The sequence below is a fragment of the Vreelandella neptunia genome, assembly GCF_000712975.1.
Taxonomy (GTDB): domain Bacteria; phylum Pseudomonadota; class Gammaproteobacteria; order Pseudomonadales; family Halomonadaceae; genus Vreelandella; species Vreelandella qaidamensis.
Genome location: NZ_JHQL01000003.1, coordinates 68,666 through 83,015, shown reverse-complemented (window position 1 = coordinate 83,015; position 14,350 = coordinate 68,666). Strand labels below are relative to the sequence as shown.

The 14,350-nt window shown below is 46.9% G+C and carries 14 protein-coding genes; all 14 read right to left on the bottom strand.

Annotated elements, in window-relative coordinates; translation table 11 throughout:
- Window positions 1-117: 117 nt before the first annotated feature.
- Window positions 118-1,845 carry a polysaccharide biosynthesis/export family protein gene (locus CR46_RS0108545; protein ID WP_030071893.1) on the bottom strand — a complete coding sequence of 576 codons (1,728 nt, stop codon included), beginning with the start codon at window positions 1,843-1,845 and terminating at the stop codon, window positions 118-120.
- Window positions 1,845-2,270 carry a DVU3141 family protein gene (locus tag CR46_RS0108540; protein ID WP_035536557.1) on the bottom strand — a complete coding sequence of 142 codons (426 nt, stop codon included), beginning with the start codon at window positions 2,268-2,270 and terminating at the stop codon, window positions 1,845-1,847. The genes CR46_RS0108545 and CR46_RS0108540 overlap by 1 nt, the downstream gene beginning before the upstream one ends.
- 274 nt (window positions 2,271-2,544) lie before the next feature.
- Window positions 2,545-3,801: an O-antigen ligase family protein gene (locus CR46_RS0108535; protein WP_332245086.1), complete on the bottom strand. Its 1,257-nt coding sequence runs from the start codon at window positions 3,799-3,801 to the stop codon at window positions 2,545-2,547.
- Between the two features lie 133 nt (window positions 3,802-3,934).
- Window positions 3,935-5,320, bottom strand: coding sequence for an undecaprenyl-phosphate glucose phosphotransferase (locus CR46_RS0108530; protein WP_030071887.1), 1,386 nt, complete (start codon window positions 5,318-5,320; stop codon window positions 3,935-3,937).
- Between the two features lie 5 nt (window positions 5,321-5,325).
- Window positions 5,326-6,450: a glycosyltransferase family 4 protein gene (locus CR46_RS0108525; protein WP_030071885.1), complete on the bottom strand. Its 1,125-nt coding sequence runs from the start codon at window positions 6,448-6,450 to the stop codon at window positions 5,326-5,328.
- Complete coding sequence (locus CR46_RS0108520) at window positions 6,447-6,959, bottom strand: glycosyltransferase (RefSeq protein WP_030071883.1); 513 nt, start codon at window positions 6,957-6,959, stop codon at window positions 6,447-6,449. The genes CR46_RS0108525 and CR46_RS0108520 overlap by 4 nt, the downstream gene beginning before the upstream one ends.
- Window positions 6,956-7,417: a glycosyltransferase family protein gene (locus CR46_RS0108515; protein WP_030071881.1), complete on the bottom strand. Its 462-nt coding sequence runs from the start codon at window positions 7,415-7,417 to the stop codon at window positions 6,956-6,958. Before CR46_RS0108515 ends, CR46_RS0108520 begins: the two co-directional genes overlap by 4 nt.
- A gap of 1 nt (window position 7,418) precedes the next feature.
- Window positions 7,419-8,648, bottom strand: a complete 1,230-nt coding sequence (locus CR46_RS0108510; RefSeq protein WP_030071879.1) for an O-antigen ligase family protein — start codon at window positions 8,646-8,648, stop codon at window positions 7,419-7,421.
- 2 nt (window positions 8,649-8,650) lie between these two features.
- Window positions 8,651-9,421, bottom strand: coding sequence for a Wzz/FepE/Etk N-terminal domain-containing protein (locus CR46_RS0108505; protein ID WP_030071877.1), 771 nt, complete (start codon window positions 9,419-9,421; stop codon window positions 8,651-8,653).
- Window positions 9,422-9,825: 404 nt separating this feature from the next.
- Complete coding sequence (locus CR46_RS0108500; RefSeq protein ID WP_030071875.1) at window positions 9,826-10,875, bottom strand: porin; 1,050 nt, start codon at window positions 10,873-10,875, stop codon at window positions 9,826-9,828.
- Window positions 10,876-11,149: 274 nt separating this feature from the next.
- Window positions 11,150-12,007: a ProQ/FINO family protein gene (locus CR46_RS0108495; RefSeq protein ID WP_030071872.1), complete on the bottom strand. Its 858-nt coding sequence runs from the start codon at window positions 12,005-12,007 to the stop codon at window positions 11,150-11,152.
- 19 nt (window positions 12,008-12,026) lie between these two features.
- Window positions 12,027-12,563 (bottom strand): dihydrofolate reductase, encoded by a 537-nt coding sequence (locus CR46_RS0108490; RefSeq protein WP_030071871.1) that lies wholly within the window; start codon window positions 12,561-12,563, stop codon window positions 12,027-12,029.
- Entirely contained in the window at window positions 12,560-13,333 is a 774-nt protein-coding gene (locus CR46_RS0108485; RefSeq protein ID WP_232222377.1) for a thymidylate synthase, read from the bottom strand. Before CR46_RS0108485 ends, CR46_RS0108490 begins: the two co-directional genes overlap by 4 nt.
- A gap of 188 nt (window positions 13,334-13,521) precedes the next feature.
- Window positions 13,522-14,310 (bottom strand): prolipoprotein diacylglyceryl transferase, encoded by a 789-nt coding sequence (gene lgt, locus CR46_RS0108480; protein WP_030071868.1) that lies wholly within the window; start codon window positions 14,308-14,310, stop codon window positions 13,522-13,524.
- Window positions 14,311-14,350 lie beyond the last annotated feature (40 nt).

Below are 14,350 nucleotides of genomic sequence, written 5' to 3'. Positions count from 1 at the left end.
GCCACGGACACTCACGGAGGACACGGACAAGATCAACAACACACAAAAACTTTTTGGTTTTTTTCCGTGGCTTCCGTGTTGTCCGTGGCAACATGCGTACTTCCGTGGCTCACGCTATTACAGATCAACTGCGACACGGGTGGCGACGGCGATTTGGAACAATATCTGTGTAAGCGTGGAAGCTAGCTGTAGGTTGTGGGTAGGGGCAGCTGGCATGACAAGGATTTCATCACCCGGGCGTAGGTTAACGTTGCGGGCGTTTTCTACCGCGCCGTTCTGGCGAACAATGAGAATATGATCTTCATCGGCGCGGTTGGTGAAGCCACCGGCACTTTCAATGTAGTCGATCACGTTCATGCCCGGGCGAAACACTGCGGCTTGGGGCACCAGCACTTCACCGCTAATCAGCATGGAATCACTAATTTCAGGAATAGTGATAATGTCGCCGTCTTGTAACCGAATATCAGAGATTCTATCGTTGTAGGCGACTACTAAACGTCCACTAGGCTCTAACTCCCGGGCACGTTCAACAAAGTCTTGAATAAGTTCGGCTTCTTGGGCACGAATCTTCGCTTCTTCGTTGGTGCTAGATTCAGCGCTTAAATACGTGGTTTCTAAACGGCGTAAGCTATCTTCCATAGATTGCTTTTGCTGCTGCCTGACGCTTTCACGCTGTAGTGAAATGCTTTCCACCGCGGTCATGTTCTCTGGCACGGGGATGGCGTCTAGCAGTTCACTTAGGCGTGCATCGCGAGGTAAGGCAAACCTAGAGGGGCCGTAATAGCTGCCTTCCACCTCGACCACGATGGTTTCACTGCGCTTGTCAGCGCTGAACAGTACTTCATCGCCACTGCGGATGGTTTGTCCGTAGAACATATCTAGGGGGAAGTATTGGGCAAACGGGCCATCATCACGGTTACCGCGTAACAGCACATGAGAAACACCGCTTCTTAGGCGTGCCAGGTTTACTAGCTCAGCACCGCTTAGCTGGTTACCCAGCAGCTCGTAGCGATGTTCACGATGAACATCGCCGCCTACGGCAATGGCTGGGCCGCGTTCTTCTACAACAATGGTGTCGCCATCTTGGAACTGCGGGCGGGCAATAGAGCCATTAATAAGGAAGTCATACAGATCGACTGTAGCCACGGTACGGTCGTTACGCATCACGCGAATTTGCCGGTAGCTACCTAGGTCTTGGTCGATGCCGCCTGCTTGATCCAAAAAGTACAGTACCGAATCATTCGGGGTGCCTGCAAAGCGGCCTGGATTTTCTACATAGCCAGTCACAAACACGGCTACAGGCTGCACGCCTTGCACGTTGGTATAAACTTGAACATTTTCTGGATAAACCGAGGTAATGGCACCGCGCACACTGCTTTCTACCTGCTGGCTGTTTTGGCCTTCTACATTTAATGGGCCTGAGCCAGGAATAAAGATATTGCCTTGAGCATCTACCGGTAGCACCCGTTCAAATTCAAGCGCGCCCCATACTCGCACGGTAATTTGGTCGCCGGGCTTAACTTGGTAACCGGCATTTAGGCCATCTCCCATCGCACCGCGAAACCCACCGGTAAACAGGTTGGCACCGAACGGCGGAAGAACATCAGGGTTTTGCGGTTGCGCTGACACAGGACCATACGTTCCGCTACGCCAATCAGCCCGGGGGGTGTCGTTTACTTGTTCTACCTGCTGCTGGCTAGCTTGTTCTTCCGGCAGAATGGTGTTGGGCAGGCTGATACTTTGCGCCCAACTCGTACTGCTTATTAGGCTACTAACAAGCAACAGTGACACAGCGGCTAAAGGGCGTTTCAACGAAAGCCGCTTGATAAGACGAGTAGCATTCATTAGTAGCGCCCTTGTGCTGCAGTAGTTGAAGAAGACATGCTTTGATTTAGCACGCGCTGGTTAACCCAACCATTCGGCGTTTCACAGGTAAGAGCCGTGCGAGCTGCGCCATTTCCTGCTTCTACTACCCGAAGCTGACGGCACTCTCTACCGCTGGCGGCTAGATAAGGCGCATCGGCAATAATTTCGACGTTATCACCCCATGGGCTGCGCGCTACGTTTATTACTGCCCCGGCAGGCGCTTGGGATAAAAAGCCATTGAGGTTGTCATCTGCCAGTAGTTTGGCTGAATCTGTGTTTAGCACGTACTGCGCTTGCTGCTGTGTGCTATTGGGATAAGTAGCGCAACCGCTTACTACGGCAACACTTAACGCGGCCAGCAGCATGCGAGCTGGCCGCGCTAGAGAAACGGGGATATTTGACATGATAATTTTCCAGTAAAAAGGCACGCTACCGCCCAGGGATTCATACGGGCGCATTCCCTTGCCCTACGCTGTGCGGCTAAAAATGTGGTTAACCTATGCTATTGATGCAAATTCATTGTAAGGGATTAAAACGCAAGGCTCTACGTTGACAAACGTTATACAAGCAGTTCAGTAAATTTTGCCTTCCTGATTTTTAGCTAAATAAAAAAGCCGACTATATTTTAGTCGGCTTTTTTTATCAATAAATCATAGACTTAAAATTCACACACAAGGTTCAGCAATGGCTTTTATTCTGGGTTACGTTCGCATAAATTCCCCACAGGGTAGCCAGTAAAAAAGCATACATCATGACCCCACTGTTATGTGTTAGAAACACTTGGGATAAGCCAAAATCAATATAGGTAACAGGGAGTAACACACCCGCTGTGGCGATAGAGCGCGTTGTTAAATCGTCAGCCGCTATTTGTTTGCCAAATAGCCGCATAGGGATGATGTACAACGCTAGTAACGCTAGCAAGCCAAGCAACCCCCGCTTAGCAAAAGCATCAACAAACTCGTTGTGGGCATGGCCATACTGAGATGCTTCTTTATTGATGACGCCCTGCTCTCCTAGCTGGGCCATTGCCTGTTTATAGCCATTGCTGCCCCAGCCTGTTAGCGGCTTTTCTTGGATCAGTAGTGCAGCGCCTCTCCACATTTCAAACCGGGACCCCACCGACGTCCCTCGATTCTCACCCGAAATATACAAGTCAATATCAGTAAATGCCTGATGAACTCGACTTTGCACTCCCAACTGAGGAACCGCATAAACAGCAATACCGGCACTTAATACGGCGACAACAGCTGCGATTTTTAGCTTTGGCGAAAGCACCGTTCCGTAAGCACGGTAGAGCACCAGTAATACGATAGGAAAGCCTACCCAGCCCCCACGACTACCAGAAAATAGCGAACCCAGTATGCCGCCTACTGCGCCTAGGAGCATAAAAGCTATCCACATATGGCGCTGTCGCTGTAGCACGGCCCAGCCAAGCCCTGCTAAGCAAAGCACTCCCAGCAACATACTGAGGTTGCCGAACTGAATAACGTGAGTGTGGCCACCTGCTCGCGCAACGCCTTCAACGAGCTTTTGCCACCCTGCCCAAGTGCCAGCTGATATCGCCCCAACGGCAAGCCCCCCCCATAAAAAAGAGAGTTTAGGTGGGTAAGCAAGCACCCACCATAAGGCAGGTACGGCAAGTATAAAGCGGATAGGTTTATCGACTCCCCTACTCCCCTGAGCATCCCACCAAGCTTCAGCAAGGCTAATGACCGCATAGACGACTAATGCAGCGATAACCCAGCGATCTTGGGCAGTTAGCTGCGGTAAGCGCCTCATAATCAAAAGGCTAACGCCTGCAAAAAACAGAACCACAGCTCCCAGAGAATAGCCACTAGGGACTACCAGGGCCAAAGCGCCTAATAGAAAAATCGCCACACTGGTTAACCAGTGTGGCGCATGCAGTGTGCCATTTGCGGGCGGATTTTGAGACACAATCAAAACAAAGTTCCTGATGACCGTTGAACACTCGTAAAGGCCGATAAGCCTTCACACAGGCTTACATTATTACAGGGCTTGTACTATTGAGCCAACCACCACTTTGAAAAGCGAGTTTCGACATCACTTTTTAGTATGCATTTTTATTGATAAAACCTTTAAAAACAGTCATTACAATAATCTTAAGATCTAACCATAAAGACCAGTTATCGATATACCAAAGATCGTATTCAACACGACGCTCCATTTTTTCCAATGTGTCAGTTTCACCCCGCAAACCATTGACCTGTGCCCAGCCAGTAATACCTGGCTTCACTTTATGACGACGCATGTAAGATTCGACTAGTTCTTTATACTGTTCATTATGTGCTAATGCGTGTGGGCGCGGCCCTACTATCGACATTCTTCCCTGCAGTACGTTGTAAAATTGCGGTAGCTCATCTAGTGATGTACGGCGCAGGAAGGCACCTACTTTAGTGATGCGGCTGTCGTTCTTTTTCGCCTGCGTTACTTTTCCACCGTTTTCGTCATGCACATGCATAGAGCGGAATTTGTAGACTTTAAAATGTCGCCCGTTGGAACCTTCTCGGTACTGTTTAAACAGTATTGGCCCTGGCGATGTAAGCTTGATGGCTAATGCAATCGCCGCACATACCGGCAATACAAGCAAAGAAATAAGAGATCCTATTACAATGTCTTCAGAACGTTTGATAAAGCGCGACATACCACTCATGGGAGAAACGCTTAAATCTATCGCGTAATGGCCTGCTACTTCTGACATGCGATGGTTCAGCAAATGCATATCTTGAAAAGCGGGAATAAACCGCACTTCGGCGGTGTGATTGCGTAGTGCATAAAATAGTGCGCGCACGGCACTGCCCATCTCAAAGGGAACACAAATCCACACTTCCCGTGCGTTAGATTCATTGATGCGTCGGGCGATGCGATCTATGCAAACATCATTTAGCGGCGTCTTAATACGCTCAACACCCGCTATCGTATGCCCCTCCCAGGAGGCACTTCGGATTCCCTTGGCAACATCGAGTACGTTTTGACTTAGTCCAACTAAAAATACTGGCCGACGCGCCCCTCCTCGTAAACGGACATGCCGCAATCCTAACTGAACCAGCAATCTCGCGCCGCCAGCCATTAGAAACGATGCTAACAGTGTTAACCCGATCCAAAGCCGTGAATAACGTTCTGCGGCATGCGCAAAATAAATCAGAGATGCAGCAGTGATTCCAACGGCCAACCAGACCAACAAGAGCTTTGCCAACATGTGATAAATGGGCGTAATGCGCCAACGCTTATAGCTCTCAGACATGCTATTAATAACCAAAACCAATAAAGCAATGCAAATTAATGCCAGCACATACCGCTCATGAAGCTGAAATGAGCCAAAGCGCATAAAGTGAGCTAGCCAACCGCCAACAAAAATAGAGAACACATCAAAAAACGGAAAGACCACCTGCGGCGGGTAACGCTCCGAAAACGTCATTGTTTTTGGATTACCCATTGTTGTTATCCTTTGCCATTTGTTTTTTGGTGGTCAGTCTGCTGCCTGCTAAGAATACTCTCAACACCTACGCTAAAGACATTGTGAAAGCTAAACTTCTGTCGCACCTTTTTAGCCTCTTCTGACATATCTGCCTTGGCATCTGGAGACATCGCGTAGTACCTTTTAAGCGCTCGAGACAACCCTTCAGCTCCATCGTTATAAAAATAGCCATTTCTGTCATTGTCCAAATACTCGTTGGCTGCTTTCAGTTGATTATTGGCAATTACCGGCGTACCACACGCAAGCGCTTCCAAGGCCACTAACCCAAAACTTTCTGTCTCCGATACCGAAGGAAACACGAATACGTCAAACATAGCCATGATAACTGGGAGCTCCTCTCTGGCTAACGCGCCCTTGAATTCTACTTTTTCAGCAATGCCTAGCTGTTTGGAGAGCGATTCTAGCGATGCTCGTTGGGAACCATCACCAACAATGGTCAACTTAGCACTAGAAATACTTAGTTTTGCAAACGCCTCGATCAACTCGTGACAGTTTTTCACCGTCTCTAGCCGAGATACAAATCCTATATGGAAGGTATCACTGTCTTTCTGCAGCTCATTTTTATCAACATTTCCTCTGACAAAAAACTCATCCCCAACACAGTCTGGAAACACCTTAATCACTTTTTCGATTGGTATTTTTAACTCACTACTTACTTTTTCACGATAATAATCAGAAGGAACAACGTAAAGATCAACACTCCCTTTAATAGCATTAAACAGCACTGTAAAAAAGCGTGATCCTGTTATTTTTTTAAGATCAGAGCCATGAAAACGCAACACTATGTATCTTTTCCGACAAAGTAATTTATTTAAGAAAAGCACCGGTAGAAAATACACTGGATAGTGAATTTCTAACATTGCATTTTTAGGCTGCGAAAAAATCGAGAGAATACAACGAATCATTAAATCCGTATAAAGTGTTATTTTGGACAACTTGCTAGTTGGCTTATTTCTAATTGCGACCAGTGATACATTGTTCTCACCGATCATTTGCTTCCATGCACGCTCAGTAGAGCGTACGAATGTGCCGTAAAACGGTGCGCAGCTAGTCGGATACATATTGGTCCATAGCAGTAGCTGTTTCATTCGTTAATACTCCGTAACCCCAAGTAAGCACCAATACGTTGCCCAAGGGCATTGTCACTAGCAGTGTCGCCAGACACAACGGGAATGCTATCCGCTGCCTGAGCCACACAGGCATCTAATGCTGCGTGAAAAGCGCTTCTATCAAAGCAAAATCTTAGTGAGGGGTATTGATTAGCAAAAGCATTAGCCGTATCTAATTGATGGTCATTGCGGTGTTCAGAATACGCAAATTCTCGCGGCAAAAATACCCCTCTTTTTCGACTGTCTAGGCATGATAAGATAGTGCCCATACCTGCATGAGAAACGATAACCTCCGCTTGGGAAAACCAGTGGTAGTACTGATTATTTGACAATGTTTTATAAACGACCATACGGTCGCTTTCAAAACCACTCTCCTCACCCACTTGAGCTACTACATTCCCTGTATACCCTGATTTCTCCAACCATTGAGAAACATAAGTTAACATGCGTTCAAAAGGCAACTGGGTACCTACCGTAATAAATATCATAAAACCTTTCCCCAGTAAGAAAGACGTTTATCCTGCTCTGCCAAATGCTCCCATTGCGTTAAGCATACATCGCAGAATAATTTAGCAATTTTTCCTGAAAAGGATAAAGTTTGATAATTTGCCATACTATCTACCCAAACCACTTTTTTGCCGAGTACTTTGCCCACAATACAGAATAGAAGCCCTGGTAAAGCACCGGTTGATATCACTATATTTGGTCGCGTTTTTTTTATCGCGCCAAACACCTCGCGCGTTGCTTTTAGGAGTTTTTTTATACCACTTTCGCGATGCACATTAGCAATTTCGAAGACAACACAATTATCTACATAAACATTTGGCTCACTTACGGCAAATATAAATTCAACATTACTACAATCAGATGTTTCTTTAATTTGTTTATATAACCGCTGCAGTTGAACAAAGTGACCACCAAAAGAAGCTACCATTAGAATCTTCATATTAAGCACCCTTAGCTTCTAGCAATTCCATTTTAAGCATGTATAAATAGGCTATCAATAACGCTGTAGCGCTTGACGCAATCCCAGAATTGACAACATGACCTGCTGTAAGACTTACTCCAATAATCATAGCTATGAGCAGTAAAAAACATATACTACTATTCGCACTGTGCTGGAAAATACTTATTGAGTAACCAATACCTAGTAACCAGGGAAAATAAAACAGTATTGGCCCAACGACACCGAAAGCAACCCACACATCAATGATATCAATTTCAACAATGGAACCCGTTACAGCACGCAGCTGGTCGACTCCAACACCTAACAGGACATCCCAAAAACTAAAATTTATAATAACGCTATTATATGTAGTCTGCACAAAAGTAATCCGCCCACTAAGTAGTGCCCCCCAAAAACCGCCATGCAGACTGTAAAGATATAAAATTCGATCAAGCAAGCCTGTTGCTTGAATAAATTGATAACCCAGTACCAATACAGCGAACGTACCAATTAGCCCTGCTATATAGATAACAGGAATGCGTTTTACATTGAAGTAACCGCCGTGGATCAATGCATATATATAGGCGAGGCAAATTCCAATCATAGCGACTTTAGTCGCTTTCATGAGGAAAAAAAACAACAGCAGTATAAACACGCCAGAGAGCACCCAGGCGTTTCTATTCTCGGCGATATAAAAAAGAACAACGCTTGCAGAAGCGAGCATTAAATAGCTCATTTCGTTACCAGCAATAATAAAGCCCTTACCGCCTATCCCACCAGCGTACTGAGACTCCCCAAAACCAAAAACACCTAGCGCAACATTCGCAGCCATAGCAACAAAATATAAAAGCATCAATGAAGCTATCTTTCTTCTACTCCAAAAGCTGTCTTTGACACTTTCACCTATTAGGTAAAACAGCAGCGCAAGCGCTAAAAGCCCTCGTACAGCCCAGGTAATGCTTTCCGTAACTGCACCATAGGCAAATTTTTGATAAGCAATGCTAGTTACTACTAACACAATCATGATAAATAGCTGGAAAAATCGCCAAGGATGGTAGACCAGCAGCATCAACACAATCCCTATGAAGCCTAAAGCTTTATAGGGAGCAGATATACTCGGTATTGCCGCTTCCTGATAATAAAAATAGCCATTCAAGGTATCTACTACTGGCCATAGTATTAAAAATACCAACAGCGTGATATCAAGGCAGGTCTTAACCTTTACATCCATGATTAATCGCCATGTTGATAAGCAATACGTACTTTTTTAGCAAAAATGCTTATTACCGCAGCAATCGGTGCGAATAGCAATGCTAGCAAAAAACCTACTGCAACAATAAAGCCCTTACCTAATCCAACTGGCTCCAAACTTTGCACCGCAAGCTGAGAAGCCTCACCTTCATTAATGCTATCGATACGACGCTCTAACAAAAACACTTTTTCAAAATAAGCGGCTTCAATCTCGCCTGCTGTTTCGCTACTACTGGCACGAGCGGCTTCTAACGCTTCTGAATAAGCTTCAAACTGATATTGAAGATTATTTTTTAGCATATTAACTAAATTTCTTTGGTCATCTTCAATTGCTAACACAAGACTCTCATGAAAGCGCTCAATAAGAGGTTGGTACTTTTCTTCAGCCGCACTAGCTATTTTTAACAAAAGAGTGTTACGCGGGTTATTAACACTAACTTCAAAGGGTAGCTCTGCAATACTACTATCTGACAGTATATTACGTCTTTGCTGCTCTAAAAAAATATTATTAACCTTAGCAACAACTTCCTCAGGTGTTTCTAAACCTCGTTTCGCTCCTTCAACTGTTTCATAAGAAGCGACACCGTACATTGTTGTAAACTCATACTGAACAGGCTTTAAAAAAGCTACCAGCAAAGTAATCAGTAGCACGATAGCAATACAACTCAACATTACTTTCCATTGCCGGAGCAAAAGCACCACAAAGTCAACTAGTGTTATTTCGTATGCTTTATTACTGCCTTTGTTGTCCATGCACTCTCTCCACCCCTGATCAAAAATCAATGTACAACCGCCAAGACTTAAAATCTTAGCTAGCTAACTAAAATTTAGACCTATTAACTGAATTCACACCCTATACTAGGATTGTTTAATAACTACAATTGCGATAGTTGGTGCAACTAATGCTATCAGGTTTCTACTTATGTTCTCATTCCCCTACAAAACCCACTACAAAACTCTAGCGCTATCATACCTGTTTGATGGCTGCTATGTAACTCAGTGCAGTTAGAACTTTTAACGTATTCTAACATCTCGTTACTAAAAGAATCTTATTCTCATCTATCCACCTTTCTGCAGGCCACAAAAAAACCGGCCTCAAAGAGGCCGGTTCTATTCTACTTACAGGGGTTACCTGCTAAACATGGCTAAGGCCAAGCTTAGAAGTGGTAACGTGCGCCTGTCAGGTAGTATACGTCATCGCCGTCAGCACTGATTTCAGAGTCACGGCCATCAAGAGTAACGTTGATGGACTGCTGGTCAGCTTGGTTCAACTCCAGGAACACGTCGAAGTTGCTGGAAACTTTGTAGTAAGAACCCAGAGACCAAGCAGTACGGTCGTCGTCTTGGCCATCAGGATCTACGTTGTAGATATCAGCAGCGAAGGCCCAAGGACCAGTGGTGTAAGTACCACCTAGACCGACGGTGTCGAAGCCACCACCAAGAGTGTCGCTGTTTTCACGACCTTCATAACCTAAACGAAGAGACAGCTGATCATTTACGGCATAAGAACCGATCAGACCACCCAGCATTTCGCCGTTACCGCCGCCACGTACTACGTCGTCAACAAAACCCAGACCTACAGTGATCGGGCCTTGCTCGTAGCGTACGCCACCTTGTGCAGCTACTACGTTACCTTCATCACGTACCGGCTCAAGCTCTCCACGCTCGCTGTAGTGCTTCAGCTGCAGGAAGGCAGTCCAGCCTTGTAGGTCAGGCGTGTAGTAACCGATAGAGTCGCCACGCGACTGTTTCGGATGACCAGCGAACTCTAGACCACGATCGATGTAAACATCGAACGGCAGAGAAACAAACTGGTTGTAGAAGCTGTCGAAGTTACCCGCTTGGAATGTACCGTACTGCTTGCTCTGTACGCCCAGGTAGCTCTGACGAATTTCAGTGAAGCCAGAATCGGTGTAACGCTCGTCGCCTTTAAAGCGCCACTCTAAACGACCGAAAGCGGTCAGGTCAGAGTTAACTTCGTGGCTCATGCGCAGGCCAAGACGAGAGTAGACATCAACGAATTCTTCGCTGTTGTCGATTTTTTCGTCAGCGTCGTTGTACTCGGGGCCACCACCAGCGATACCCATGGCGATACGGCCATAGACGTCGAGTTTGGTGCCGTCTTGGTCATAGACGGTAGCTGCTTGAGCGGCAGCAGAGGCACCGAGGGCGCCAATGATAGCAGTCGCTAAAAGTGTCTTTTTCATGATGTAGGTTCCTTAACTAGCTTACTGTTTCGATCGTTTCTACAGACTTGTCATAAAATTGTTATGAAGCCTGCAGTTGGCTTGTGGGCCATGCTCTTTTTTCCATCCTCCGGTTTTTCCCGGTGGTATGCGGCATGTCCTCAATCAAGCCTTGTTATAGTCCAATGCTCGCAGATCAAACTCTATACTGGGATTCCAGTGAACGCAATAGAAAAAAACAGTGTTTTTTTACGATTTGCCTTATTTTAAGGAACCCACGGGGCGTTGACTGGTCTCAGTGCTCGGTAAATTTTTGTTGCAAGCCTCTTAATTTATCTTCAAGGCTAAGCGGTTTTGTTAATTCGTCTTTTTTGGGGCTTTTTTCATTCCCGCCGTCATTCCCACCATGGCTAGGCGCTGATTGAGGCAAAGATGCTGCTTTGTTAGGCACTTGCGGTGGCTGTCGTTTCGACGGGCGTGCTGCAGGCGTTCGCGTATGTTTATCCTGGCTTTGTTTATCCTGGCTTTGTTTGCGCCGCTCATTGGCATGTCGCGCCGCTTCTTTATCAACAGTGCCTGCGGAATTTCCATCTAAATCTATTCGCTCAGCGCCTTCCCGCATTGATTTTATATACCGAGGGAGATTTACATAATTCGCAAGCGTGCGACGAATTAATTTTCCTGACCACGGTTCACGCTGAGCAAGGTCTTGATGAATACCTACTTTTAACGGCTTTGTGTGACCGGTAAAAAATGCTTTAGGGTAGCGTTCATACCACTGATTAAGAAGTGACTGGGGGGACGGCGGCGGAGAAGCATCTTTGGCGGCCGACGCTTCATCAACCATCGGCAACTCTAGCTCGTGATGCGTTTCAGATAGTTGCTTAGCGTCAGATAACTGTTTAGCCTCGGGTGATTGCTGGGACAGTTCTTGAAATAGATCTTGAGATAGATCTTGAGATGGATCTTGAGACGGCCCTTCCGACGGTACTGAGCGGTGTGTAGGCTGCGAAGGCGGTAAGCACTGCTGTACCTGAGCAGACAATTGCTGTCTAAGCGTATCGTTCTCTTCACGCAGCGTACTCAGCTCGGCTTTAGTCTGTTCAAGTCGCGCTTCCAGTGCTTCTAATAGCTCTAATACACTTGCGGCCATACCCCCTCCTTTGCGTTAATCAGTCGGCGATCCGCTCGTAAACGACAAAGTCGTATTGAGGCTGTCCTTCTGCTGGCGTACCCGCTACGCGCTGAACTTCCTGCCACTCTTTCATAGAGAATTCAGGGAAGACGGCATCACCTTCAACATTCACATCGACTTCAGTAATATAGAGGCGTTGCGCATAAGGAAGCGCTTGTCGGTAGATCTCACCCCCTCCCATCACCATAATTTCTTCGGCAGCTTCAATAGTAGCTTGTTGGTCAGCCAATGCTAATGCCGCTGGTAATTCATGGCATATTCTCACGCCTTCAGCCGTAAAGCCTGTGTCACGAGTGACAACAATATTGAGCCGATTGGGCAACGGCTTACCTATCGAAGCGTAGGTTTTACGCCCCATGACTAGCGGCTTGGCTTGGGTCATACGTTTGAAGAATTTTAAATCTTCAGGCAGGTACCAGGGTAGTTTACCTTCTACGCCAATTACCCGATTTTTAGCCATTGCCACAATCATGGCGACCGGCACTAACGGTTCATACACACTGTGCTGGTTCATACGGCTACCTGTGCTTTGATGTGTGGGTGCGATTCATATCCATCAATATGGATATCGTCGAAGGTAAAATCGAACAGGTTAGTGACCTGGGGGTTAAGCACTAAACGTGGCGGCGCTTTAGGTGTACGGCCCAATTGTTCTTGGGCCTGCTCTAAATGATTGCTGTAGAGATGTGCATCGCCTAGCGTATGCACAAACTCACCTGGCTCAAGGCCGGTTACCTGGGCAACCATGGCAAGCAGTAGCGCATAGCTTGCAATATTAAACGGCACGCCTAAAAAGATATCGGCACTACGCTGGTAAAGCTGGCACGAGAGACGCCCATTAGCCACGTAAAATTGAAACAAACAGTGGCAAGGCGGCAACTTCATTTCATCGACTTGACCTGGATTCCAGGCTGAAACAATCAGTCGCCGCGACTGGGGAGTGGTGCGAATTTGCGCTAACACGTTGGAAATCTGATCAACGCTTCCACCGCTTGGGGCCGGCCAGCTGCGCCATTGGTAGCCATAAACAGGACCAAGGTCACCATTTTCATCTGCCCATTCGTCCCAGATGCGCACGCCGTTCTCTTTAAGATACCCAATATTGGTATCGCCTTTAAGGAACCACAGCAGCTCATGAATGATAGAGCGTAGGTGTAGCTTTTTTGTGGTGAGTAGCGGGAAGCCGCGCGAGAGATCGAAGCGCATTTGATGACCAAACACTGAGCGCGTACCAACGCCAGTGCGGTCATTCCGATCAACGCCCTGCTCCAGCACAGTGCGCATTAAGTCTAGGTACGGCTGTTCAAGCGCGTCTTTCGGCGTGGGCGTTATTGCAGTCACAGAAATTCCAGATTAAAAATCAATTTGGGCACATATTCTATACGCGTAAACATCAGGCGGCCAGGAGCATTCCCCTCACTCCTCACTCCTCACTCCTCACTCCTCACTCCTCACTCCTCACTCCTCACTTTCTACACCTTGGCATCAACGGGTTGGTTGCGTGACCAAGCAATAAAGAGTAGACCTAGCGCAATCATCGGGAGCGTGAGCAGCATACCCATCGTGAACCAGCCAAAGGCAAGGTAGCCAATGTGGGCGTCGGGCATGCGTACAAATTCAACCATAAAGCGGAAAACGCCATAACCTAGTAGGAATAAACCCGATAAGAACCCTCTGGCACGTGGTTCAGCAGACACCCACCACAGAATGGCAAACAGTATGATCCCTTCCAGGAAAGCTTCATAAAGCGCGGAAGGGTGACGTGGCTCTGGCCCCATACCAGGAAACGGCATTCCCCAAGGTAGCGACGTTACACGCCCCGGGAGTTCATGGTTGATGAAATTACCAATCCGTCCTGCACCTAAACCGATTGGTACCAGAGGGGCAATAAAGTCCGTTAATGTGAGAAATGCCAGCTGTTTACGACGTGCAAATAGCCATGCCGCTAACAGCACCCCTAGTAAGCCACCATGAAAACTCATACCGCCATCCCACACGCGGAATACCCATAATGGGTCAGCGGCCCACTGGCCTAACCCGTAAAACAGCGCATACCCTAGACGCCCTCCTACTACCACACCAATGGCACAGTAAAACAGTAAATCACCAATATCATCTTTCGTAAGGCCAATACGCGGTGCCCGCTTACACCCTAACCACCATGCCGCAACAAAGCCCACTACATACATTAAGCCGTACCAATGGACCTGCAGCGGGCCTAATGAAATAGCGACAGGGTCAATCGTTGGGTAATTAATCATTGAGCATCTCTAGAGGTAACAGGAGGAAAATAGCAGGTGA

Bases quoted from the DNA above. Each gene is read 5' to 3' on its own strand.
- CR46_RS0108510 (WP_030071879.1), bottom strand. From the start codon at position 8,648: ATGGATGTAAAGGTTAAGACCTGCCTTGATATCACGCTGTTGGTATTT.
- CR46_RS0108540 (WP_035536557.1), bottom strand. From the start codon at position 2,270: ATGTCAAATATCCCCGTTTCTCTAGCGCGGCCAGCTCGCATGCTGCTG.
- CR46_RS0108485 (WP_232222377.1), bottom strand. From the start codon at position 13,333: ATGCGCACTGTGCTGGAGCAGGGCGTTGATCGGAATGACCGCACTGGC.
- CR46_RS0108520 (WP_030071883.1), bottom strand. From the start codon at position 6,959: ATGATATTTATTACGGTAGGTACCCAGTTGCCTTTTGAACGCATGTTA.
- CR46_RS0108490 (WP_030071871.1), bottom strand. From the start codon at position 12,563: ATGAACCAGCACAGTGTGTATGAACCGTTAGTGCCGGTCGCCATGATT.
- CR46_RS0108530 (WP_030071887.1), bottom strand. From the start codon at position 5,320: ATGGGTAATCCAAAAACAATGACGTTTTCGGAGCGTTACCCGCCGCAG.
- CR46_RS0108505 (WP_030071877.1), bottom strand. From the start codon at position 9,421: ATGGACAACAAAGGCAGTAATAAAGCATACGAAATAACACTAGTTGAC.
- CR46_RS0108525 (WP_030071885.1), bottom strand. From the start codon at position 6,450: ATGAAACAGCTACTGCTATGGACCAATATGTATCCGACTAGCTGCGCA.
- lgt (WP_030071868.1), bottom strand. From the start codon at position 14,310: ATGATTAATTACCCAACGATTGACCCTGTCGCTATTTCATTAGGCCCG.
- CR46_RS0108545 (WP_030071893.1), bottom strand. From the start codon at position 1,845: ATGAATGCTACTCGTCTTATCAAGCGGCTTTCGTTGAAACGCCCTTTA.
- CR46_RS0108500 (WP_030071875.1), bottom strand. From the start codon at position 10,875: ATGAAAAAGACACTTTTAGCGACTGCTATCATTGGCGCCCTCGGTGCC.
- CR46_RS0108495 (WP_030071872.1), bottom strand. From the start codon at position 12,007: ATGGCCGCAAGTGTATTAGAGCTATTAGAAGCACTGGAAGCGCGACTT.
- CR46_RS0108515 (WP_030071881.1), bottom strand. From the start codon at position 7,417: ATGAAGATTCTAATGGTAGCTTCTTTTGGTGGTCACTTTGTTCAACTG.